This is a genomic window from Psychrobacter sp. Cmf 22.2 (genome assembly GCF_001921745.1).
Classification (GTDB): Bacteria; Pseudomonadota; Gammaproteobacteria; order Pseudomonadales; family Moraxellaceae; genus Psychrobacter.
Genome location: NZ_MRYA01000002.1, coordinates 467,305 through 492,264, shown reverse-complemented (window position 1 = coordinate 492,264; position 24,960 = coordinate 467,305). Strand labels below are relative to the sequence as shown.

Here is a 24,960-nt window from a genome sequence, read left to right as displayed (position 1 = left end):
TTAATCACATTTACGACTGCACTCGCTACATTGAAATAGATGTCGCCATAACCGAACACTTTTAGAATCGAAACTTTCATACCAAACATCCTTGTTTTAATTAAACAAAATTTAACTAACTTTACTTAATTAGAAAATCTAAATCTCACTACTTGTGTCACTGGTCGCTAATGATACAAAAACAACCAATAGCATCGAAATTGGTAAACCTATGAATACAGGGTGTAGGCCATATGGATGACCAAGCACTTGCCAAATAACGGCCACAATTAGACCAATCCACATTGCCACCGTTCCACCTAATCGAGTGGCTCTTTTCCAAAAGAGACCAGCGATAACGGGTGCTAATAGACTCGACACTAACATAGCAGCGCCTGTCACAAATAAGTTAACCAATTGAGGGATGTAAAGAGCAAGTAGAAGTGAGAGGATAGAAACTGCTATGACAGATATACGGCTATATTTTAATAAACGCTTATCAAGATCTGGTGTCTCTTTGAGCTTGGGTCTAATAATATCGTTTGCAATTGAAGAGGCACCGGCCATGAAGAACGAATCGGCTGTTGAAATAACTGTGGCAAATAAGGCAATAATCATTACTACCACCATTGGAAAACTAAAGACATCACCGATCACTGCGTAGTAAGTCAAGTTTGAATCAATGTCTCCCAAATTGAGTCCGAAGCGGGCCATAACGCCAATGGCAATAATCATAAAAGCAGTGACAGCCCCTAAGATAATCGCTATCCAATATCCAATTCTAGCTGTTTTAGCACTTCCAGCAGCCCAAAATCTTTGCCATAAGTCCTGTCTAACCATCTGGTAAGCACCAATAGTTAGCAGATAAACGAACACCTCAGAAGGAGGTATACCCATAATATTTAAAAAATCAGGTTGATCAGACGCTGCTACATTAAGCTGCACTGCTTCTAAGCCACCTGAAGCGATGATAACGACGACAAATAGAATAAAAACGCCAACTGTCTGTATCGTGCCATGGAATGCATCTTGCCAAATGACTGATTTCATACCACCAAAATAGGTCTTCAATGTCAGCATTGCCCAACTGATTAGTATACCCGTGGTTAAATTCAGTCCCATGGTTAAATTGATGATAGTGGCGATGGCTACGAACTGTAATCCTGTTATCGCACTATAGGCAACCATGGTACTGGCTACCGTGGGAATCCTAGCACCTTCGCCAAACCTCAATACCGTAAAATCTGCAATAGTGACCATTTCATACTTTTCACCAAGCGCACGAATTCTTTTTAAGAAAAACGCGAGCATTACCACACCAGCAAGGAAAATTGAAAAATTTAACCACTGTTGACCCATTCCAAATAAAAAGCCATTTTCCATAAAACCTAGCAGAGTGGCACCACCAACCGCAGTGCCCACAAAGGTCAAAATAAGTGGAAATAGGGATACCGATCTTCCTGCAACGTTGAAGTCATCGTAGGTTTTAATGCTCTTTTTGTTGATATAAAGCGAGACGCCAAATAAGAAAAAGAAATATATAACAATCAAAAAGCCTAAAATTAAACGTTCCTGCGAATCATACATATTTAACGCTCCCTGTACTTTCTTGCATATTTTGCTTGTTGAAGTCCTTTCAACAGTAGTTTCTTACTTACTTATTAAACATAACTTTTTTATTCACTGAGTCCAGACAAAAATGCCTGTAGGTTTTCGTTCAGCTTTTCTATACAGTAACCGCCCTCTACTAAGACAATGACTGGTTTGTTTAATGCTTTGAGCTTTTGCGCTAAAACTTTAAAGCCCTGCGTACTAACTTCACATTTGGCTTGAGGGTCATCTTTGTAAACATCGAATCCTAAGACATGGACGATTACATCAGGATTGAACAATTTTAAAGATGCTATTGATTGATCAACATATTCAAAAAATCCAGCTTCATCGGTACCATGAGGCATGGGAAAATTGATGTTATACCCGTATCCTTCTCCCTCACCTCTTTCATGCTCATGACCTGCAACAACCGGATAAAAATTAATAGGACTACCATGTACTGAGGTATAGAGTACATCTTTACGATCATAGAATATCTCTTGAATACCCTGACCATGATGCATATCAGTATCTATGATGGCTATTTTTTGGTATTTTTGACGAAGATGCTCAGCAACTATCGCCGCATTATTTAGATAACAAAAACCACCAGCGGCACTTTTACGTGCATGATGGCCTGCAGGTCTAGTAATACAGACTTGAATAGCATTTTGACTTGTCGCATTTTCCAATAATGAATCTGCAGCATTGAGTGCAGTTTGGGCAGACCAGTAGATGGATGTCCACGAATGCTTACCAATAGGTGCGCTACCATCGGCTTGATATTTAGCGGCTTTAGCCAAGATACCAAGTCCAGAATTATTTGGAATATAAACAGTGGTTTGAATCTCCTCCCCCATATCTTCATCTACAGCCATCCATGCATCATGCCCATACTTCAAAAACTCGACGTAATCAAAATCATGTACAGCCAATATCGGTTCAATGCCCTTATCTTTGGCAGTAATAACTTCTAACCCCAACGCTTTTGGCGCTTTTAACAACTCCGTTAAACGCTCAGGCTTCTCTTGTGGCTCTCGCATTTGTCCACGAGAAAAATACGTTTTTGGATGATGAAGCATTTGGTTTTCATGGCTATATATTTTCATTTTAAACAGTCCTTTGTTATAAATAATTTCTATACAAACAATAGTTATTAGCCATTAATCTAGATTAATGGCTATTTTTATATTAAAAATACTAATAAAAAAGCGATAAATATCTATATAAAATATTAACTATAATTCTTAAATTAGTTGTTTCTGGTTAATACTTAATATATGGGCCCATATAGATGCAGTCAAACGATATAAAATAATACTATGTATAAGTACAGCTAATACCTATAGATGATTTTTTATAAATATCAGACTATATGGAGGAAAACAAAGTTATTCCGAAAGCTTAAATAACTCTATTTTTATCTGGACTATCAAAAGTTAGTTATGCTTTCTTATAGGAGTCAAAGATATGACTTCATGAAATTTTGTTAAAGATGCGAAAAAGCCCCTTAGCGGGGCTTTTTATAGTTGACTCCTTGCTACAGGGTTCCACTGAGTTTATGCACCAGCAGTAACCTGCCAGCTGGCAGTCGCTTGATGCTCATCTTGATGCGCAAATAGTGGATGGCTTTGAGCTTCTATCAAATTAAGTACAGGGGTTACGCAAGCATCAACCTCTGCGAACAATTCTTCCCAATACGTCATCGTTTGACTAGCAAACTTGTCTATCATTGCTTGCTCAGCTTGTTTACTCTCAGCTGTATTTGGCATTGATCCACGCTGCCAATGAGCATCGATATGTTCAGACAAATCTAACGTCTCGCATAATAATCGCCAAAATTTAAATTCTAATGAGCCGACTGCCATATGGCGACCATCTTGTGTTTTGTACAGCCGATAGCACGGCAGCCATCCACCCAAGAAGTCATTCTGAGGCTCTGGGCGTTGTCCATTTATATTTTTCATCATATCAGCTGTCGCTTTTGGCATAACCAGATGATGATACAAGCTATGCGTCATACTCACGGCTATGTGTCGACCGCGACCAGTATTTTTAGCGGCAAATACCGCTGCTAATAAGGCAATCACTGCGGTATCGCTACCACCAGCCAAATCTGCAAATTGCATATTGGGCATGGCTTGATTGCCTGTTTCTGTTTTTAGCTGATAGAGGGTGCCACTCATTGCCATAAAGTTGATGTCATGCCCAGCCTTCGCTGCCCAAGACTTACCTGTAGCATCAAGCGCCTCTGGAATACCGTAGCCTGTGATAGAAACCATCACCAGTTTTGGGTTGATAGCATGTAGGGTAGCCGCGTCTAAACCCATGCCAACGAGGACCTCAGGGCGAAAACTATCAAGCATCACGTCTGCATCTTTGATGTGTGCTTTTATTGCTTCAATGCCTGCTTCGCTACGAAAATCCACCTTTTCGCAATGTTTGCCATGATTTAACGCTTTGAATAACTCACCAAATGCACGTCCTGGATCGCCATTTTCTGGTTCAATTTTAACGATTTCTGCGCCTAGATCGGCAAGTAAGCGCGTCGCGAATGGACCAGGTAAATTACGCGTGAGATCGACAACTTTAAGACCATTTAAACAGTCAGCCATCATGTCTGTCATTGTACTGGGTATTGAGTTATTCGATACTACATCTGTATTAGCCATCTGAAAACACCTCGCCTTTTTTCGCCATCTCTATCAAAATTTGTGCAGGCTTAAAACGCGCACCAAACTTAGCGGCCAGCTCATGACTACGCGCAACGAAACTTTCCATACCTGTCGCATTGATAAACTGTAGCGTACCCCCTTGATGCGGGGCGAAACCCCAACCAAAGATTGAGCCTACATTACCTTCAGCGACAGAGCGCAAGACGTTTTCCTCATAACAGCGCGCTGACTCGTTGGCTTGGATATAGAGCAGCCGATCTATCAGCTCTTGCATATCTGGCTGCTCATCAACAGGCGGAAATAGCTCAGCAAGTTTTGGCCACAACTGTTTACCATCCTTGCCCTCTGTGTTTTTCGAATAGTCATAAAACCCTTTGCCGACCTTTTTACCTAAGCGCTCGTGGTCTTTTGCAATCACTTTGAGCACCGCTTCTGCCGGATGACTGACCCATTCTTTACCCTCGCTGAGCGTATCTTTTTTGGATTGCTCTTTGATACGAAACGATAAATCGAGCGACACCTCATCTTGCAGCGCAAGCGGTGGCATCGGCATACCAGCTTTGAGACCAGCGACTTCAATTCGACGAGGATGCACGCCCTCACCTAACATCGCAATACCTTCTGACACATACGTACCAAATACGCGCGAGGTATAAAAGCCGCGACTGTCGTTGACAACGATAGGCGTTTTGCCAATTTGTAAGACGAAATCAAAAGCTTTTGCTAAGGTTGCATCATCCGTCTGCTCACCCATGATAATCTCAACCAAAGGCATCTTATCGACTGGTGAGAAAAAGTGTAGCCCGATGAATTGAGAAGGACGTTTACTTGCAGTGGCTAAGCTCGTAATGGGAATGGTCGACGTATTAGACGCATAGACAACCGTTTCAGCGATGACGGCTTCTGCTTGCTCAGTACACTTGGCTTTGATATCGCGATCCTCAAACACCGCTTCGATGACTAAATCACAACCTTCTATATCATCATAAGATATGGTGGTTTGAATTTTACTTAATAACGCTGCTTTTTTGGTCTCGTTTGAGCGTCCGCGATTGATAGCTTTGTCTAATAATTTTTCTGAATACTGTTTACCCTTATTAGCATTTTCAATACTGGTATCTAATAGCACCACATTGATGCCCGCTTTGGCAGCGACATACGCAATCCCAGCACCCATCATGCCTGCACCAAGTACCGCAACCTTATTTACTTCTTCACGATCAAAGCTGTTAGGACGTGATTGTCCTTTTTTAATTTGGTTTAATTGCGTCCACATAGAAGTGATTAAATTGTTAGATTCAGGCGAGAGCACACAAGCGGCAAAGTAGCTCGATTCGACCTCAAGGGCAGCATCGATATCAAGTAAGCTGCCTTCAAATACGCAAGACATAATATGGGTAATGGCAGGATAATTACCGTGAGATTTTTGGTACGCCATAGCTGGGGCAACAGATAGCATTTGCGCGTTCTTTGGATGATTGGCATTGCCACCAGGGATGCTAAAGCCTTTTTTGTCCCACGGTTGCTGCGCATCGGGGTTGGCTTTAATCCACGCTTTAGCTTGGTTTAACATGTCGTCTGTGTCACTGGCTATCGCATCAATAAACCCAATCTCTTTGGCAGCGGTAGCACTAACCATTTTACCTTGGGTCATCATCTCAAGCGACTTTTGCATACCGAGTAGGCGCATCAGACGCTGAGTACCACCGCCGCCAGGTAGCAAGCCTAATTTTACCTCGGGCAATCCAAGTTTGGTTTTAGCTGAATCAATAGCGAGTCGGTAATGACAGCCCAACGCAACCTCTAGCCCGCCACCAAGCGCTGAACCTGTCATCGCTGCCACGACCGGTTTGCCAGATTTTTCAAGCTTACGTAGGCTTGCCTTGAGCGACTCCGCCAATTCAAACGCTTGCTCGTGGGTTTGAATACTCGCAAGCTGGTCAATATCAGCGCCAACGATAAAACTGTCTTTACCTGACGTTAAGATAAGCCCTTTAGCCGTCTCATCGTTTATAAAAGCATCGACCAATACTGCAAACGATTGATTAAAAGTATCATCAATCACATTCATCTGACGCGCGGTTTGGTTGATAGTGACTGTTACGATATTGTCATCGTCACGCTCAGCAGAAAAATCTGCCACCTCATTAATCGTTTGGGTGCAATCCATGCTCATTACTATTCCTTTTTTTAAATTCAAACTTATTATTTAACCATCGTCTTACAGATAGCTTATACACGCTCAATGATAGTGGCGATACCCATACCGCCACCGACACAAAGCGTAATCATGGCCGTTTTTAGATCACGACGCTCTAATTCCTCAAGCACAGTGGTGAGCAGCATGGCTCCAGTGGCTCCTAGCGGATGTCCCATGGCAATAGCGCCACCATTAACATTGACTTTGTCCAGTGAGACACCCAAATCTTTCGCCGTCTTCATCGGTATCGCAGCGAACGCTTCGTTAATCTCCCATAGATCAATATCGGCTGCCGTCATACCGGCTCTTTTGAGAGCTTTCTGGCAAGCAGGTGTCGGACCGGTCAGCATAATAGAGGGCTCAGAGCCAATAACCGACGCCATAATGACTCTTGCACGCGGGCGCAATCCTGCTTTTTTACCCGCAGCTTCGCTCCCCAAAAGGCAAAGCGCAGAGCCATCAACGATACCAGAGGAATTACCGGCATGATGCACATGATTGATGCGCTCGATACTGGTATATTTATCCAACAAGACGCTATCAAAACCCATCGCACCAAGCGATGCAAACGAAGGCTTGAGCCCTGCTAAGGTATTGACTGTCGTATCGGGACGAATGGTCTCATCTTTATCTAAAAGCAAGCGACCATTTAAATCATGCACAGGTATCACCGCATTGTCATAGTAACCAGCAGCCCATGCGTTAGCAGCACGGTGATGCGACTCGGTAGCAAAGGCATCAACATCTGTACGACTAAACCCTTCGAGGGTGGCAATGGTATCGGCACCAACACCTTGCGGAGCAAAGCCAGTCACTGAATTTATCCGCGGATCCATAAACCAAGCACCGCCATCTGCGCCCATTTTTACACGGCTCATTGATTCCACACCGCCTGCAACGACCATATCCTCCATACCTGACATGATTTTACTCGCCGCCAAGTTAATTGATTCAAGGCCAGAGGCGCAAAACCGCGATAACGTCACGCCAGCGACCGTTTCATGCCAGCCCGCATCAAGCACCGCAATACGGGCAATATCTGCACCCTGTTCGCCGATTGGGGTCACACAGCCGAGCACCACATCATCGACCAAGCTAGTGTCTAAATCATTGCGCTGTTGCATGGCATTAAGTAAGGTGCGTACTAGCCAAATGGGGGTCGCTTGATTTAAGCTGCCACCTGCTTTGCCTTTACCGCGAGGAGTACGAATGGCGTCGTAAATATAAGCCGTCTGAATCATGCTATGTCCTTATAGTCTTAATGAAATAGTCTTAATAAAATTTTCGATTATTTAAAACAAGTCGCTTACATAAAGCGTGACGCCAGCTCTTTCATAATCTCATTAGTACCGCCATAGATTTTCTGAACCCGTGCATCAGCGTACAAACGCGCAATCGGATATTCCATCATATAGCCATAACCACCAAATAACTGCACACACTCATCCATTACGATGCACTGTTTTTCGGTCACCCAATATTTGATTAAAGCGGCATGCTGTACCGTGAGCTTATCTTCGACCAATGCTTCAATAGCGGCATCACACAAGGCACTTGAGGCAATATAATGGCTGTTACATTCTGCCAGCTTAAAGCGGGTATTTTGAAAGCTCCATACTGGCTTGCCAAAAGCCGTGCGCTCTTTGGTATAGTCGATAGTTAAGTCCAGAGCCAACTTCATCGCCCCAATCGCTGCCAACGCTACGATTAGGCGCTCCTGCGGTAATTCTTGCATTAATTGCGTAAAACCTAATCCTTCAGCCGTACCCAATAAATTGGCTTGCGGCACACGCATATTATTAAAAAACAACTCAGAAGTATCTTGTGATGCCATACCAAGTTTTTTGAGCTTTTTGCCACGCTCAAACCCCGGAGCATTATCGGTTTCAACAACGATAAGCGATACGCCTTTAGCGCCAAGAGATCGGTCAGTTTTGCAGGCAACAATGATTAAATTACCCAGTTGACCGTTAGTGATAAAGGTCTTTGAGCCATTGATAATATAATCATCACCTTCTTTGACTGCGTAGGTTTTGATGTTTTGCAAATCTGAGCCTGTGCCCGGCTCAGTCATAGCAATCGCGCCGATTAACTCACCCGTTGCCATTTTGGGTAGCCACGCCTGCTTTTGCGCTTCAGTACCATGATGCAAAATATAAGGGGCGACGATGCCTGAATGCAAAAAGCCACCGAAGCCCGCTTGATTGGCTTCAGATTGCGCATAAATCAGCGCGGCTTCATGGCGAAAATCACCACCTGCCCCGCCGTATTCTTCTGGCATTGAGGCACATAAAAACCCCATCTCGCCCGCTTCTAGCCAAGCCTCCCGATCGAGCATACCGTTTTCACGCCACTTCTCATCGTGTGCTTCCCAATCTCTAAATACTTTGAGCGCACTCTCATGCAGCATTTCAATCTCTTCATCCATCCATTTTGGCTTAAAGCATGCAATAGTCATTGATCCATCCTTGGTTTTAGGTTGCTATAGTTGGTTCACTTTAAAACTGATACAGTGCTGCTGGGGTAAATTTTTCTTGCGTGCTGTTCGCAAGCGTGACAGAGGCTGCAAAAAATTTACCCCAGCAGCACTTGGCTATTAACGTATCGAATTTATTTCGAACTGACTGTAGGTAGTTTGATTATTTACTATACTTGTTTATACAATGACTGCCAAACCAAAGCTCATGAACTACTAGGTCATTAACTTTGCTAATGACTAGTCCGTATCGTTAATGACAAGCGAGATTATTATGTTTTTAATCATTGTCTTAACCCTTTCTCTAACCCCATAATTAATCAAAAACCCCGTATTGGGGCTTTTTTATGGTGATAGCATTCAGATAACAAGTTGACTATAATTGCGTTAAGCTTACAAAGTTGACTTAGAGCCCGTCTTTGATGGTTGTATTAAGTGAACTAATGCTCTCGAAATTTAGGTATAAGTTATGAAGAAAACGTTATTAATATCCAGCTTAATCGCTACTATCTCTATACCTGTCCATGCAGCAGACTATCAAAACTTTATCAAACCAAGCTCTTTGGGTAAAAGCATAAACACCCTAAATAAGAAATATAACTTGGGATTAAAAAAGCAGAGTTTAGGTGGTTATAGCAACCAACAATCTGCGGATTGCAGCCTTCATGTAGAAACAGATAAGAAGAATCAGATTAACCGAATTAGAATAATAGATAATGAGGCCTGCAAATATACGACTAAGTCCAATGTAAATTATAATAGTCAAACAACCAAAACACAGGATTTACTCAGTCAAGTCGATATAAAAGATGTGCAGTTTGTTCCAGGATGTTTTAACTGTCCATCACGTCTAGAGATAACCGATAATCTCGTCATCAGTCGTGAAAAAGACAGCTACTATACGGAGTTTGAGATACGGGGCTACAATAAAAAGTACTTAAACTATATCGCCAAAAATCTTTTTGGTGATTTCTCAGATGAAAACTATTACTCCACCATGGATCTGCTCGAGTCGAGAGCTGCTGAGGATCCTAGCCTTTACGATCGTAATGAATTCAAATTACAAGCTATTGAAGCTTACAATTTGCAAGACAAGCCACAGAGCTATACGATTGCACTTAAATAGCTTTTTCAAAATAGCTTATCTAAAACGGCCATTCAATTAAATGACCATAAGTTCTGCTATTAAGACAATTTATATTGCTGTGCAGGTAACTGCTGTGCAAGTTACCTAGAATAGGCAGGCAACACAATCTGTACCACCAACCCTTGGATATTATCTTGGCGATTATAGACATGAATCTGACCCTTGTGTGCCATCACAACTGCATGGACGATCGCTAATCCTAATCCATAGCCGCCAGTTTCGCGATGACGGGCAGAATCAAGCCTTACAAACGGCTGAAAAATACGCTCCAAATCTTTATCCGCAACACCGCCGCCTTCGTCTATAATGCTGATTTGAATAGCAGGTCTTTTACCATCCATCTCTGCTTGTTTAATCTCAGCAATAACCGTTGAATCAGCGGCAGTGTGCATAAAAGCATTACGAATGACGTTTTCAAGTGCACTGTGTAGCTGTTCTTGATTGCCCAGCACTGTCCAAGGAGTTTCTGGAGAAGTCGTTGATAAAGGCGTAGCTAATAAAGAATCTGTCAATGATAACTCATCCGGCTGCCATTGCCAGCGCACGTTTTTCTGTTGAAACTCAAAGCAGACATCTTGTCCAATCTCACTGATAATCTCAGCAATATCAACCACTTCATTTTCTAGATTGTCGATCGTATATTGCTGCATTTGCAGGGACTGAATATGAATGATTTGCTCAATCAGCTCATTCATCCGCGCAGATTCTTTATCAATACGATCAAGGTAACGATTGGCATTCGGCGCAAAGTCTCGCGTCAGCTCAGTCGCAACGTCAAGCCGTGCCAATGGCGAGCGCAGCTCATGCGAGATGTCACTGAGCATCTGCTTGCGTGCCAGCTCACTCTCTGCCAGTCGTGTTGAGAGCTTGGCCACGTCTTTCGCGAGTAAACCAAGCTCATCGTCTCCCATTTTGGATAAATTTGGATTAGCCTGATAATCGCCGTCAATCATACGGTGCACTGTGTTTTGTACACGGCGAATACGCTGGGTCAGCGTACGACTCAGCAAAATACAAACTAAGACGCTAAAAACAATAATCAGTAATAAACGTATCGGAAAATTACCGCGTTGCAGCGCTACAACGTCGGCAAAACGCAGATGCGGACGCAATTGTACAATGACTGCCTGCTCATCTGGTAAGACGACCGTCACGTCAGCCAACTCAGGACGACTATCGGGATTAACTATATTTGCTCGAATCGGTGGCATTGATGAAGGCCTCATTACCTGCCTTTCATCTGGCATCCGTTCCTGCCTATGTTCTTGCCTACGCTCCTCTCTATCTCGATAACGCGGAAATATAATGGCGCCTTGCTCGTCGTAGACTCTGATTTGATTCATAAGCCATCGGTCTTCACGATACATCTGCCTAACGGTAGTTAAATCACCCACTTGTAAGGCTTCAACCATCTCTTGACGCTTAATTAATAAACTATCAATTTGTACATCCATGCGAGCATTCAGTGCTTTTTCGACCAGCCAGCGCTCCACCACGATAGATAAAATAGAGGTGATCAGAATCGTTAATAACAGGCTTAGAAACAAACGCCAAAACAGCGTGATTCGTACCTTAAATTTAGGCGCTTGATTAAGACTTTGATTGTTAATAGCTTTCTTGGCAGGTTTCATCGATGAGTCCGTCATTACAGCACCAGCTGATAGCCTTTACCACGGATAGCTTTGATAGGCTCATCGTGGAAAGGTTGGAGTTTTTTGCGTAGGCGCGAGACATGTACATCAAGGCTACGATCGAACGGCTGCAGTTCACGCTGCAACACATGCTCTGATAGCCACGCCTTACTCACCACCTCGCCTTTTTGTTTGAGTAGCGCGACCAACAAATCAAATTCTGTCCCCGTCACTTGTAGCTCTACACCATCTATCTGACAAAGCCGCTGATTTTGATCCAGATGCAAACGACTCTCTGGTAGCGGCGTATGCTCTGATGCTGCCGCATTAGTGCGCTTGATGACGGCATTGATGCGTGCCAGCAACTCACGCGGATTGCAGGGTTTAGTAATGTAATCATCAGCACCAAGCTCAAGCCCAATGATACGATCGATCTCTTCACCTTTTGCCGTCAACATAATGACTGGAATATCACTAATATTCGGCAATTGACGCAGCACACTAAGCCCATCGATTTTTGGCATCATAATATCAAGCACCAGCAAATCATAAACGGAAGTACCATTAGATGCGGTTTTAAGTTTCTGTAAGACCGCCTCACCATCATGAACGCAATCGCATTGAATACCGTGATTGTGCAAGTATTCTTGTAATAACTGGGTCAACTCTTCGTCATCATCACCTAACAATATATTTGGCACATCTGTCTCCTTGAGCCTTAATAGCGTTATCACCCATATTATCAGGCAAGTGCTTATCAATACGCTATAAACGTTACCTTTCTTAATACTTCATAAATGTTCGCAACCTTTAACTGTCGTAAGATAGCTCCTATCAACAGCAAGTACTGCTTTTATACAGCGTGCTTATAGATTGGCTGACAGTACTTATCTATAACTCCCTAAACATCATGCTTGCAAGATAAAAACTTAATGTTCATTTAACCAAACCGAATTAAATACAGGATATTTTTATGAAAAAATTATTAATGGGTTCAGTACTAGCAATGTCTAGCGTATTTGCAGTTACCGCTTGTACAAGTGTCAACGCAACCACTGATACAGCACCAACGACCAGCAAAATGCAGCATAAAGATGGTATGAAAAAAGGCGGCATGAGAGGTCCAATGTCGCAGCTAGATTTGACAGCCACGCAGCAGGCGCAACTACAAGCACTTAAACAAAACAATCGCGGTGAGCGTATGCAAAATCGTGAAGCAATGCTAGCGATACTTACAGCAGAGCAGCGCGCTCAACTTGAAACCTTAAAGTCAGAAAGACAAGCTAAAGGACATCGCCGCTCGCATAATAAAGGCGGTAAAAACAGTCCTTTATCAGAATTGAATCTAACAGCAACGCAGCAAGCGCAGATCGCTACTATTAGACAAAACAATTCTGGCAATCGTATGCAAAACCACAGCGCGATAATGCAAGTACTCACCGCTGAGCAGCGCCAAAAGCTAGAAGCAATTAAGGCTGATAGAATGGCTAAAGGTCATAAAGGCTCAGAGCGCCAAAAAATGCAGAACTAAAATATGTCAGTCGTTATAACGTTATGGCAATACTGACTATCTCGTTAGTCTAAGTATTAGTTCAGACACAAAAAAGCGCATCGTATGAACGGTGCGCTTTTTAGTTCTCCACATTTACATTCAAATCAATCTGATATTTTAATTAACTTTAAAAATTCTTTCTCTGAGAATGGTACGGAAATATAGCCATTTTTAGCCCATTAGAAGTTCACTCGTTCAGATTGAGGACACGCTCTAGTAATATTAAAATATAAAAGTTGATAAACTGCTTTGACCTAGCTTGTATATTCGTTACTATCTATATAACTTGCTATATATAGATAAATATCTAACCGTTTTTTTTATCACTCTTGTGTGATTTCCCACCTACTCGTAAAAAGGAATTTGCGATGCAAAAAATACCTTCTCAACCTCATAACGATATTACTTCCTCTCACAACCACCAAAATTATCAAAGTAAAATAGTATTAAAAACGACATTAAAATCTGCGATGCTATTGATTAGCAGTACAATCTTGCTGTCTGTATCTGCTCATGCGCTTGAACCCGTTGCACCAACTGATGCCAATGTGATAAATGATACCTCGATCAATACTAGCGCCATCAATCTCGCCATCATGACGGACAACCCAACGGTCGTACTTGAGACTCAGCGCATCACCCGAGCGAAAACCAATACGCTTACCTCAACGACTAGCAATGCCAAAGCCGATCAAGCCATCTACTCTGAAGATGCTATCCATCATCCGGTCTGGGCAAAGAACGGCATGGTCGCCACTCAAGAAGCATTGGCCTCTGACATTGGCTTACAGATTCTAAAAGACGGTGGCAATGCCGTTGATGCTGGCGTCGCTGTTGGCTTTGCCTTAGCCGTTACCTTACCGCGCGCTGGGAACATCGGTGGCGGCGGCTTTATGATGATTTATGATGCCGAGAAGGGCAAAACGGTGGCGCTCGATTACCGTGAAAAAGCACCGAGTAGTGCCTCGCGTGATATGTATCTCGATGAAGAAGGCAACGCCGTCAGCGACTTATCGCGCTTTCATGGTTTAGCTATTGGTGTGCCGGGGACAGTCGCAGGGCTTTTAAAAGCGTTAGAAGCTCATGGCACCATGAGCCGCGAACAAGTAATGGCGCCAGCAATTGCACTAGCTGAGGACGGTATAGAAGTCACTGCGGGCTTGTCGGAATCGCTAGAAGCCTTAAGCGATCGATTGCAAAAATGGCCCAGCACCAAGAAGATATTCTTTAAACCTAATGGTAGCGCCTATCAGCCTGGGGAACGCTTAAAACAGCCCGAACTTGCTCGCTCGCTGAAATTAATTGCTGCGCAAGGTGCTGATGGCTTTTATAAAGGTGAGACCGCGAATAAATTAGTCAAAGCCGTTAATGACGCTGGCGGTAGCATGAGCTTGCAGGATTTGGCTAATTACGAAGCCATCGCTCGCGAGCCAGTCAAAGGGGACTATCGTGGCTATGAAATTGTCTCGATGCCGCCACCCTCTTCTGGTGGTATTCACATCGTGCAGATTTTAAATATCTTAGAAGGCTATCCGCTTAAAGACTATGGACAAAATAGCGCACAAACCATTCATTTAATGGCGGAAGCGATGCAGCTGGCTTACGCTGATCGAGCTGAGTATTTAGGGGATTCAGACTTTATCGATGTGCCTGCCAGCGGTCTCACCGCTCAAGCATATGCAGATAAGCTGCGCACCTTGATTAATCCAGACAAGGCCACGCCAGCAGCCACAATTAAAGCCAACAATCCACTGCCCTACGAGAGCGATCAAACCACGCATTTCTCTATCGTGGATAAAGACGGCAATGCGATCTCCAATACCTATACGCTGAACTTCTCATACGGTACGGGACTTGTCGCTGAAGGTACCGGTATATTACTTAATAACGAGATGGACGACTTTTCTGCGAAGCCAGGCACGCCTAATGGCTATGGTTTATTAGGCGGTGAGGCAAATGCTGTAGAAGCCAATAAACGTCCGCTATCCTCGATGAGTCCAACTTTAGTATTCAAAGACAGCAAACCCTATATCGTGACTGGCAGCCCCGGCGGTAGCCGTATCATTACTACCGTCACCCAAATCATCTCCAATGTCATCGACCATGATATGAATATCGCAGAGGCCACGCATGCACCGCGTATTCATGATCAATGGCTGCCTGATGAGATACGCACTGAAAAGGCACTAAATATTGACACGGTTAAAAAACTCGAATCAATGGGACATACGGTCAGTCCAAAAGCCACAATGGGCTCAACGCAGTCCATTATGTTGACGCCAAATGGTGTATATGGTTCTTCTGATCCGCGCATTGTCGATGCGGCAGTGGTGGGATATTAAATCGGGTAACAAAGTGGGTGTTCAGCAGATCCTAAGCTAAGGAGGGCCATATGATTGAGAGTAAAAGACCTGATAAAGCCACGTTAGCGAGCATGTTTCGCGATTTTATCGAGCCCGAATACGTAATCAGTGATGAGGAGACCCAAAAGCCTTTTGAGTGTGATGGTCTGTCTGTTTACTGTGATATGCCGCTGCTAGTCGTCTTGCCAGATACGGTCGAGCAGATACAAGAAGTCATGCGTATTTGTCATCGTTATCAGATTCCGGTGGTCGCTCGCGGAGCAGGTACCGGGCTTTGTGCCGGAGCCATGCCTAATCCTGATGGCGTGCTGTTAGTACTGTCGCGTTTTAAGCATATCCTCGAGATAGACCCTTTAGCACGCACGGCACGCTTGCAACCCGGCGTACGTAACTTAGCCATCAGTGAGGCGGCTTCCGTACATGGCTTATATTATGGTCCAGATCCCTCCTCCCAAATTGCTTGTACGATAGGCGGCAACGTCGCCGAAAACTCAGGCGGTGTACATTGCCTCAAATACGGGCTGACGGTACATAACTTGTTAAAAGTAGAAATGGTCACAGTCGAAGGAGACTTGATTAGCCTTGGTAATGAGGGGCTGGACAGTAACGGTATTGATCTTATGGCCTTGATAACTGGCTCTGAGGGTTTGCTTGGCGTAGTCACCGAAGTGACGGTCAAATTACTGCCCAGTCCCGAAAAGGCACAGGTCATCATGGCCGGTTTTGATAACGTACAGACAGCTGGTGATGCGGTAGGCGGCATCATTGCTAAAGGCATCATCCCAGCTGGGCTTGAGATGATGGATAGCCACGCTATTATAGCGGCCGAAGCTTTTGCTCAAGCAGGTTATCCTACCGATGCAGAAGCGCTACTTTTATGTGAATTAGATGGTACGGCGGCGGAAGTTCAAGAGCAAATCATCGAAGTTGAGCAGCTCTTAACCCAACTAGGAGCCACCTCAACTCGAGTTTCTCAAAGCGAGGCGGAACGTGCTTTGTTATGGAAAGGTCGCAAGTCCGCCTTTCCAGCAGTAGGCCGCATCTCACCCGACTACTATTGCATGGATGGCACTATTCCTCGTGGCCAGCTGGCTTATGTATTGACTAAAATGCAAAAACTTTCGGAGCACTATAACTTACGCGTGGCCAATGTCTTTCATGCCGGTGATGGTAACTTGCATCCACTGATATTATTCGATGCCAATATACCAGGTCAGCTTGAAAAAACTGAGGAGTTTGGCGCTCGTATCTTAGAGCTTTGTGTCAAAGTAGGCGGTTGTATTACTGGTGAACATGGCGTCGGTATAGAAAAAATACGCCAAATGCGTGTGCAATTTAATGAGCAGGAATTACGCCAATTTCATGCTATTAAGTCCGCTTTTGATCCTGTTGGTACGCTCAATCCAGGTAAAGGTATTCCTGTCCTAAAAAATTGTCAGGAATACCGAGCACTTAACAAGGTAATGGACGATTCAGTGAGTCAGCCACTACAGCAGGGAGCACCAGCATGAAAGATATCAGTGCTGAGATAATTGAGCGAGTTAAACAGGCGGGTGTTGATGGTAGCAAATTACAAATAGTTGGCGGTGGCAGCAAGGCGTTTATGGGTCGCACGCCCGAGGGTGTCCCGCTTAATATTGCTGAGCACAGTGGTATTGTGAGTTACGAGCCGATTGAGCTGGTGTTGACCGCACGCGCTGGCACGCCGTTGACCGAGATTAATAACGCTTTGAGTGAACACAACCAAAGATTAGCGTTTGAGCCGCCGCTATTTAATGGACAAGCGACTTTAGGGGGTACGCTAGCGTGTCATCTATCGGGACCCGGACGTCCTTGGAATGGCTCAGTCCGGGATTACGTCCTCGGTATTCGCCTGATTAATGGTCGAGGCGAAGCACTACGCTTTGGTGGTCAGGTGATGAAAAACGTAGCCGGCTACGATGTCTCAAGAATGCAGGCTGGAGCGATGGGGACTTTAGGTGTTATTAGTGAGATCAGCCTAAAGGTCATGCCCAAACCTACCGCTACTACCACCCTCAAACGCGAGATGGATGCAACGCAGGCAATAGAGGAGATGAATCGCTTGGCAGGACTGCCAAATCCATTGACGGCTGCTTGTTGGTTTGAGAATCAGCTTTATCTACGTCTAGAAGGCGCGCGTAGTGCAGTCGACAGCACCGTTAAGCAGTGGCAAGGTGTGGTATTAGAAGACGGTGATAATCTATGGACGCAGCTACGCGAGCAGCAGCTAGATTATTTTTCAGGTCATACGCCTTTGTGGCGGTTCTCAGTCAATAGTAGTGCTGAACATGTATTGTCAGATAAAGAGTGGCTGCTAGATTGGGGCGGTAGCCAACGTTGGCTGCGCGGTGATTTAGATACTGAATCACTAGAGGCACTCGCCAAGAGTATGGGCGGTCAAGTGAGCCGTTACCGTGGAGGCGATCGGCAGCTGGATGTTTTTCATACTCAACCCGAGCCGCTGCGTAGGCTACATCAACGGCTCAAACATGCTTTTGATCCCATAGGCATTTTTAATCCGGGTCGTCTCTATAGTTGGATGTAATGGCTGCATACCCTATCTGAGCGTAATAGCTTTACATGATAGCTGAATGCAATAGGAAAATATTATGCGTACCCAAATTAATGTAAAGTATCTGGATCATCCAGAAATCAAAGAAGCGGATGCTATCTTACGCAGCTGCGTACACTGTGGATTTTGCAATGCCACCTGTCCCACTTATCAGGAATTGGGCGACGAGAGAGATGGTCCACGTGGACGTATTTATTTAGTCAAACAGCTGCTTGAGACCGGTGACATTAGCGAAAAATCACAAACGCATCTAGACCGTTGCCTAACCTGTCGTAGTTGCGAAACCACCTGCCCTTCTGGCGTAAAATATGGCCGCTTGGCTGAGATAGGCCGCGGCATCATGGAAGAGCAACTAGAGAGACCACTACAACAAAAAATGTTGCGCTGGTTGATACGCCAAATCTTGCCCTATCCGAAGCGCTTCGGGCTTTTATTACGCTTAGGACAACTGTTTCGATCCTTTTTACCTCATGATTTAAAGCAACAAGTACCCATCAAACAAATCAAGCGCGCTTTGCCGACCCAGCAGCATACACGCCGAATGTTAGTATTGGCAGGATGCGCGCAGCCCTCAGCGACTCCAAATACCAATATTGTGACCGCTCGCGTGCTCGACAAATTAGGTATTAGCTTATTTACTGCGCCCGAAGCCGGTTGCTGCGGTGCCGTCAGTTATCACATGCCAGCCCATGAAGAAGGGTTGGCATTCATGCGCCGCAATATCGATGCTTGGTGGCCTTATATTGAAGACGGCGTAGAAGCTATTGTTATTAGCGCCTCAGGCTGCGGCTCGATGGTCAAAGACTATGGTAAAAAACTACGCCACGATAGTGCTTATTCTGCCAAAGCCCAGCGGGTTAGCGAGCTTGCTCGTGATTTAGGAGAGGTGTTGATTAAAGAGGATTTGAGTCAGCTGCAATTGCAAGATAAAGGGCGCAGAACAGCCGTACACTGCCCTTGCTCATTACAACATGCTCAGAAGCTCAGCGGCTTAGTTGAACAAATTTTGCAGCAAGCCGGCGTTGAGCTCACGCCTACTAAAGACAAGCATTTATGCTGCGGCTCTGCTGGGACCTACTCGATACTGCAGCCTGAGCTTAGCCAGCAGTTACTAACCAATAAGCTTGCGGACTTGACGATTGGTCATCCAGAGCAGATAGTGACCGCTAATATAGGTTGTCAACTACACTTAAGTAGCCGAGCAAGCATACCAGTGAAGCACTGGATTGAACTGTTGGATCCGCAGTAGTTAGATTTACGACAATAGGTAATTAAGTTGAATATCCTTATTTATAAATGAAGATAAAAGTAGCTGAATTCTTTGGACATTTTCTGAACTTAGTATATTGGTTTTAGTCAGTTAACATTTATGACATCAACCAATCAGGCTTCTTTAAACTGAGCACATGAGCACTATCGAGAGTCTTTATGATTACTTCAAATTTTGACTTACACATTATTGGTGGCGGTATTATTGGGCTTGCGACTGCAGTGACATTACAAGCACGAGGAGTAAAGGTAGCATTGCTGGAGGCAAATGAAGTTGGACAAGGCGCGTCATTTGGCAATGCCGGACATATCGCGCCGGAGCATGTATTTCCCATAGCTGATGCCAGCATGCTCCGTCATATTCCAGCCATGTTATTGAATCCAACAGGACCGCTACGCATAGACTGGCGTTACTTACCTCGTTTGATGCCTTGGGCCATTCAGTTACTACTGAATATGCGTCCTGAACCATTTGAGCGCATTCATCAAGCGTTATTAAGCTTAAATACTAACTGCCTTCAAGCATGGTTAGACTTTGCCAAACAGTGGCAATTAGACGATTGGATAGAAGTAAAAGGTTCGTTATTGACCACTGAAAAAACAAGTGGCATTGATCTGCTCATGACCCAAGGCCAGCGTCTTAACGATGTTGGCGTGAACAATGAACTACTGACCAAAGAGATGCTATTAGAAAATGAACCCGCCTTACAAAATAATCAATTAGCAGCGTTGTTTTTCCCAAACACAGGACATATCACCAATTTAACAGCGGTAATCACTCAGCTTAGCAGTACTTTTAGACACCTTGGTGGTGAGATTGTTGAACATTGCCGGGTTTTTGAAGCACACACTGATGTAGATGGCATTCGCTTGAAGACCAATCAAGGGGATATCACCGCCTCCAAAGTGATGTTATCAGCAGGTGCTCATTCAAAAGCTTTGGCTAAACAATTAACGGGGGTCAATGTTCCTTTAGATACCGAACGTGGTTATCATTTGATGTTACCTCATGAAAGCAAACGCATACAGACTCCCGTAACCAGTTTAGATCGGCGCATTGTGATGACACCGATGCAGGAGGGTTTACGTTTGGCGGGCACAGTAGAATATGCAGGACTTGAAGCTCCTGCCAATATGCAGCGAGCGCACATATTCTTACAGCATGCGCAGCCTATGCTAAAGACTCCCCTAAATTCCAACGATAATGTGCCATGGATGGGCTTTCGGCCATCAACCTCTGACTCTCTACCTGTTATAGATAAGATTGAGCGTGTGTTTTTAAACTTTGGTCATCAGCATTTAGGCTTAACACAAGCTGTTACAAGTGCAAAAATGATTGCCGAATACTATTTTGATGAAAGTCATATTATTGATCCCAAACCTTATCAGCTCGCTCGATTCAGTTAGGTAGGTTGCTAAAACATGATAAAATGGACAAAGACTAAGCAAAATATTAAACCTTTAATATAGTCTTTGCTGACCTAGAAAACGTCTTTATATCATGATCATATCATAGAGTTTACGCAAATCTGGAAACCGATTTCATTCTGTCTCATATAACACCTAGTAGCTGAATCAGTGGTTGTCTGTGCCAAATAATGCTATTATTAGCAGCTAAATTTAAAATGAATAAATATGGCTATCGACGTCTTATTTACTTCTAATTACTTTTAAAAATCCACTCAAAGCATTGATAATAATAAATTTATTTTCTTAGCAGCTCACCTCCTTTCGATTGTATTAGTAAGAGTCCTCTATGGCATTTGTACACCTTGGCATTCACAGCGAATACTCCATCACTGATTCTATCGTGCGCATCAAGCCGCTTATTAAAGCCGCTGCTGCCGATATTCAATGTGCACTGGCGTTAACTGATTTATCCAACCTTTATGCTACAGTGAAGTTCTATCGTGCCTGCCTAGGTGCTGGTATCAAGCCTATCATCGGCAGCGAAGTTATCATGGATGATGAAGACACCAGACTGACACTGCTGGCCATGGACAACGAAGGCTATCAAAACATCACCCGTATTGTCTCGCTTGGCTTTACCGAAGGCCGCGCCGACCCTGATAATCACGGCATGCCTGTTATCAAGCGTCATCACATCCTAGAGCATGCTGCTGGTGTTATTGTCTTATTCGGTGAAAAATCAGACGTCGGACAGGCGCTAGTCAGCTCTATGCCAGAAAATGCCGATGTGCTGATCGCTGAGTGGCAGGCGCATTTTGCTGATCGCTTGTACTTTGCGATCAAGCGCACCAATCGCTCAGGCGAAGATGCTTTTATCAAAGCCGCTATCCACGCTGGCGCTAAGCATCATCTACCCCTTGTCGCGCACAACGATGTGCGTTTTTTAGAGCAAGAAGACTTCGATGCTCATGAAGCCCGCGTTTGTATTGCAGGCTCTTATGTACTGGCTGACCCAAATCGTCCGCGTCTGTATTCAGATGAGCAATATTTGAAGACTCAAGAACAGATGGCGCAACTGTTTGCCGATATTCCGCAGGTAGTTGACAACACTTTACGCTTAGCAACCCGCTGCAATGTGACCTTGACCCTTGGCATTAATGTATTGCCTGATTTTCCTGTGCCAGAGGGCGAGACCATTGAGTCTTTTTTTCGGGCAGAGTCGCAGCGCGGTCTTAATCATCGCTTAGACAAGCTCTTTCCTGTAGAAGCGCGCGACGAGAGCTGGAGCGACTTTCGTAAGCAGTACGATGAGCGCCTAGAGTATGAGCTCGATATCATCTTATCCATGGGTTTCCCCGGTTACTTCTTAATCGTTATGGACTTTATCCGCTGGGCCAAGGCCAATGGCGTCCCTGTGGGGCCAGGTCGCGGCTCTGGTGCCGGCTCACTAGTCGCTTATGCGCTCAACATTACCGATCTCGACCCCATTCATTACGACCTATTATTTGAGCGCTTCTTAAACCCTGAACGTGTCTCCATGCCTGATTTCGATATTGACTTTTGTATTGAAGGCCGCGACCGTGTCATCGATTATGTCGCCCAAACCTATGGCCGTGAAGCGGTCTCACAAATCATCACCTTTGGTACGATGGCGGCAAAAGCGGTGGTGCGTGATGTGGCGCGGGTACAAAGCAAGTCGTACTTTTTGGCCAATAAAATCTCTAAACTGATTCCGAAAACGCCTGGCATCACCCTGTCTCAAGCGCTCGAACAAGAGCCGCAGCTCAAAGACTTAATCTCCAACCCTGACAACATGGATTATGAAGATGCCATCGAAATTTGGGAGATGGCCGTCAAATTAGAGGGCGTGTGCCGTAACGTCGGCAAGCACGCCGGTGGCGTCCTTATTGCCCCGCATAAAATCACTGACTTTAGCGCCATTTACTGCGATGATGATGGTCACCGTGTCAGCCAATTTGACAAAGATGATGTCGAAGATGTGGGTCTGGTAAAGTTTGACTTCTTAGGTCTACGTAACTTAACGGTTATTAACGCTGCGGTGGAAAACATCAACCTGCGCCGTGCTAAAGAAGGTAAAGACGCCTTAGTCTTAGAAGATTTACCTTTAGATGATAAAAAGGCTTACAAGCTCTTGCAAGATGCCAAAACCACAGCCGTCTTTCAGCTAGAAAGTATGGGTATGAAAAAATACTTGGCCAAACTACAACCAACTAATATCGAAGACGTCATCGCCATGTGTGCGCTCTATCGTCCAGGCCCGCTCGATGCTGGTATGGTAGAGATGTATATCGACCGAAAACATGGCCGCGAAGAAGTCATCTATGACCATCCCAATCTTGAGCCGATCCTCGAGAACACCAACGGCGTTATTGTCTATCAAGAACAGGTCATGCAAATCTCGCAGGTCATGGCGGGCTATAGCTTGGGTGGCGCGGACATGTTACGCCGCGCCATGGGTAAGAAAAAACCTGAAGAGATGGCCAAACAGCGCGATATCTTTGTCACTGGTGCTACCGCGCAAGGCATCGATGAAGCGACTTCAGGCGGCGTCTTTGACTTGATGGAGAAGTTTGCCGGTTACGGTTTCAACCGCTCGCACTCCGCCGCTTATGGTGTACTCGCTTATCAGACCGCTTATCTCAAGCAGTATTATCCTGCCGAATTTATGGCCGCAGTACTGACATCCGATATGAACAACACTGACAACGTGGTGTTCTTTATCAATGACTGCCGTGAAAACTTTGGATTAACTGTAGACAATCCATCGGTAAACCGCAGTGAGTGGCACTTTGTCGCTGATACGCCAACCAATATCATTTATGGACTTGGCGCGATTAAAGGCGTGGGTGAAGGTGCGGTGGAGTCTATCGTCGATGCGCGCCGCCGCGGTGGGCCGTTTAAGGACTTATATGACTTCTGCCGCCGGGTCGATATCAAAAAAGTCAATAAACGTACGCTTGAGGCATTGGTCAGTGCTGGCTGCTTTGATGACTTTGCCGCGACGCTGCGCCCTGATTTGCCAAGCGATGCCGCCTATGAGATTCGCGGCGCCTTGATGAGTCAGTTGCCAAGCGCGGTACAGGCCGCGGAGCAAGACCGCCAAAACAATGAGCTTGGCATGATGGACTTGTTTGGTGAGATGGACGGTGTGGTCGCCGCCCCACCGCTCAAAATGACTGCCGATCTAATTTGGGGTGATAAACACCGCCTCAAAGCAGAAAAGAACACGTTGGGATTGTACTTGACGGGTCATCCTATTAATGAGTATTTGGATGAATTAAAGCGCTACACCTCCGGTGCTCGTCTCGATAAGCTTACAGACACAGGCTACAACGGCAGCTGCTACTTTGCCGGCCTTATTATCGATATTGCCAACTTTGGCAACCGAAATGTGATTACCTTAGATGACGGCACCTCACGACTGGAGGTCAGCTGCTATGCCGAACGCTTTAATCGCGTCAAAGACCAGCTAAAGGTAGATGAAGTGGTCATCATCAAAGGCAGCATCCGGGAGCGTGATGGACGCCTATTTGCCCGTCTAGATAACGCCATGAGTATGGTCGATGCGCGCCTGCGTTGGCTCAAAAAAATCAGTATTAAAATACACGGTAGTGATATTCAATTACTCACGCGTTTGCAGCCACTGCTCAAATCAGCACAAGCTGACATTATCCCAGCACCGCGCTTGACTTATAATAATGATCAGGACGAGCAAGACAGTAATAACACTAGTGTCTATGATCCTATTATAGGTGGTAGCTTATATGATGAAGATGGTAACGACTTGTTGGCGCTAGAAAATGATATGAATCAAGACACACTTCAACAAAATGGCAGCAGCTATGCCAACAACGCTTTGAGCAATACCGACGACTCAATCAATGATAATTGCTTACCACTTGGCTTGAGCATTTATGAAAGTTATGCTATTGCTAATATAGGGCTGTCTGAACACTGGCGCGTCTATCCTAATGACGACAATTTACAGCAGTTAAAGAGCATGGTAACTGAAGACAACCTGCATTTTCATTATAGTTAATACTATAAATAT

The 24,960-nt window shown here is 44.7% G+C and carries 16 protein-coding genes; 8 read left to right on the top strand and 8 right to left on the bottom strand.

Annotation, left to right across the window (positions count from 1 at the left end):
- Positions 1-138: 138 nt before the first annotated feature.
- The 6 genes from BTV98_RS06245 to BTV98_RS06220 form a co-directional block, all read right to left on the bottom strand.
- Complete coding sequence (locus tag BTV98_RS06245; RefSeq protein ID WP_058369844.1) at positions 139-1,566, bottom strand: sodium:solute symporter; 1,428 nt, start codon at positions 1,564-1,566, stop codon at positions 139-141.
- Positions 1,567-1,655: 89 nt separating this feature from the next.
- Positions 1,656-2,681, bottom strand: a complete 1,026-nt coding sequence (locus BTV98_RS06240; RefSeq protein WP_058369845.1) for a histone deacetylase family protein — start codon at positions 2,679-2,681, stop codon at positions 1,656-1,658.
- A gap of 450 nt (positions 2,682-3,131) precedes the next feature.
- Complete coding sequence (locus BTV98_RS06235) at positions 3,132-4,244, bottom strand: CaiB/BaiF CoA-transferase family protein (RefSeq protein WP_218612949.1); 1,113 nt, start codon at positions 4,242-4,244, stop codon at positions 3,132-3,134.
- On the bottom strand, positions 4,237-6,423 hold the full coding sequence (locus BTV98_RS06230) for a 3-hydroxyacyl-CoA dehydrogenase NAD-binding domain-containing protein (RefSeq protein ID WP_075103177.1): 2,187 nt from the start codon (positions 6,421-6,423) through the stop codon (positions 4,237-4,239). The genes BTV98_RS06235 and BTV98_RS06230 overlap by 8 nt, the downstream gene beginning before the upstream one ends.
- 56 nt (positions 6,424-6,479) lie before the next feature.
- Entirely contained in the window at positions 6,480-7,685 is a 1,206-nt protein-coding gene (locus BTV98_RS06225) for an acetyl-CoA C-acetyltransferase (protein ID WP_256713862.1), read from the bottom strand.
- A 68-nt stretch (positions 7,686-7,753) separates the two neighbouring features.
- Positions 7,754-8,905, bottom strand: coding sequence for an acyl-CoA dehydrogenase family protein (locus tag BTV98_RS06220; RefSeq protein WP_058368963.1), 1,152 nt, complete (start codon positions 8,903-8,905; stop codon positions 7,754-7,756).
- 487 nt (positions 8,906-9,392) lie between these two features.
- Here BTV98_RS06220 and BTV98_RS06215 point away from each other — a divergent pair, with 487 nt between their 5' ends.
- Positions 9,393-10,049, top strand: a complete 657-nt coding sequence (locus BTV98_RS06215) for a hypothetical protein (RefSeq protein ID WP_058368962.1) — start codon at positions 9,393-9,395, stop codon at positions 10,047-10,049.
- A 101-nt stretch (positions 10,050-10,150) separates the two neighbouring features.
- Here BTV98_RS06215 and BTV98_RS06210 read toward each other — a convergent pair whose 3' ends face one another.
- Both BTV98_RS06210 and BTV98_RS06205 read right to left on the bottom strand, forming a co-directional pair.
- A complete protein-coding gene (locus BTV98_RS06210) occupies positions 10,151-11,701 on the bottom strand; it encodes a cell wall metabolism sensor histidine kinase WalK (protein WP_143505664.1) in 1,551 nt (516 codons plus the stop codon).
- Between the two features lie 14 nt (positions 11,702-11,715).
- Entirely contained in the window at positions 11,716-12,402 is a 687-nt protein-coding gene (locus tag BTV98_RS06205; RefSeq protein WP_058368960.1) for a response regulator transcription factor, read from the bottom strand.
- Between the two features lie 272 nt (positions 12,403-12,674).
- Between BTV98_RS06205 and BTV98_RS06200 the strand changes: the two genes are divergently transcribed.
- The 7 genes from BTV98_RS06200 (at position 12,675) to dnaE (ending at position 24,948) form a co-directional block, all read left to right on the top strand.
- Complete coding sequence (locus BTV98_RS06200; RefSeq protein ID WP_058368959.1) at positions 12,675-13,232, top strand: hypothetical protein; 558 nt, start codon at positions 12,675-12,677, stop codon at positions 13,230-13,232.
- A 389-nt stretch (positions 13,233-13,621) separates the two neighbouring features.
- Positions 13,622-15,595, top strand: coding sequence for a gamma-glutamyltransferase (ggt, locus tag BTV98_RS06195; protein WP_075103176.1), 1,974 nt, complete (start codon positions 13,622-13,624; stop codon positions 15,593-15,595).
- A gap of 50 nt (positions 15,596-15,645) precedes the next feature.
- Positions 15,646-17,127: an FAD-linked oxidase C-terminal domain-containing protein gene (locus BTV98_RS06190; protein WP_075103175.1), complete on the top strand. Its 1,482-nt coding sequence runs from the start codon at positions 15,646-15,648 to the stop codon at positions 17,125-17,127.
- Entirely contained in the window at positions 17,124-18,182 is a 1,059-nt protein-coding gene (gene glcE / locus BTV98_RS06185) for a glycolate oxidase subunit GlcE (protein ID WP_075103174.1), read from the top strand. Before BTV98_RS06190 ends, glcE begins: the two co-directional genes overlap by 4 nt.
- 64 nt (positions 18,183-18,246) lie before the next feature.
- Positions 18,247-19,458, top strand: coding sequence for a glycolate oxidase subunit GlcF (gene glcF, locus BTV98_RS06180; protein ID WP_075103173.1), 1,212 nt, complete (start codon positions 18,247-18,249; stop codon positions 19,456-19,458).
- Positions 19,459-19,637: 179 nt separating this feature from the next.
- On the top strand, positions 19,638-20,885 hold the full coding sequence (locus tag BTV98_RS06175; protein WP_075103172.1) for an FAD-binding oxidoreductase: 1,248 nt from the start codon (positions 19,638-19,640) through the stop codon (positions 20,883-20,885).
- A gap of 349 nt (positions 20,886-21,234) precedes the next feature.
- Positions 21,235-24,948, top strand: a complete 3,714-nt coding sequence (gene dnaE / locus BTV98_RS06170; protein WP_075103171.1) for a DNA polymerase III subunit alpha — start codon at positions 21,235-21,237, stop codon at positions 24,946-24,948.
- The last annotated feature ends 12 nt before the right edge of the window (positions 24,949-24,960 follow it).

Coding starts and splice junctions, on each gene's coding strand:
- BTV98_RS06175 (WP_075103172.1), top strand. CDS start 19,638: ATGATTACTTCAAATTTTGACTTACACATTATTGGTGGCGGTATTATT.
- glcF (WP_075103173.1), top strand. CDS start 18,247: ATGCGTACCCAAATTAATGTAAAGTATCTGGATCATCCAGAAATCAAA.
- dnaE (WP_075103171.1), top strand. CDS start 21,235: ATGGCATTTGTACACCTTGGCATTCACAGCGAATACTCCATCACTGAT.
- BTV98_RS06245 (WP_058369844.1), bottom strand. CDS start 1,566: ATGTATGATTCGCAGGAACGTTTAATTTTAGGCTTTTTGATTGTTATA.
- BTV98_RS06240 (WP_058369845.1), bottom strand. CDS start 2,681: ATGAAAATATATAGCCATGAAAACCAAATGCTTCATCATCCAAAAACG.
- BTV98_RS06215 (WP_058368962.1), top strand. CDS start 9,393: ATGAAGAAAACGTTATTAATATCCAGCTTAATCGCTACTATCTCTATA.
- BTV98_RS06220 (WP_058368963.1), bottom strand. CDS start 8,905: ATGACTATTGCATGCTTTAAGCCAAAATGGATGGATGAAGAGATTGAA.
- glcE (WP_075103174.1), top strand. CDS start 17,124: ATGAAAGATATCAGTGCTGAGATAATTGAGCGAGTTAAACAGGCGGGT.
- BTV98_RS06235 (WP_218612949.1), bottom strand. CDS start 4,244: ATGGCTAATACAGATGTAGTATCGAATAACTCAATACCCAGTACAATG.
- BTV98_RS06190 (WP_075103175.1), top strand. CDS start 15,646: ATGATTGAGAGTAAAAGACCTGATAAAGCCACGTTAGCGAGCATGTTT.
- BTV98_RS06230 (WP_075103177.1), bottom strand. CDS start 6,423: ATGAGCATGGATTGCACCCAAACGATTAATGAGGTGGCAGATTTTTCT.
- BTV98_RS06210 (WP_143505664.1), bottom strand. CDS start 11,701: ATGAAACCTGCCAAGAAAGCTATTAACAATCAAAGTCTTAATCAAGCG.
- ggt (WP_075103176.1), top strand. CDS start 13,622: ATGCAAAAAATACCTTCTCAACCTCATAACGATATTACTTCCTCTCAC.
- BTV98_RS06200 (WP_058368959.1), top strand. CDS start 12,675: ATGAAAAAATTATTAATGGGTTCAGTACTAGCAATGTCTAGCGTATTT.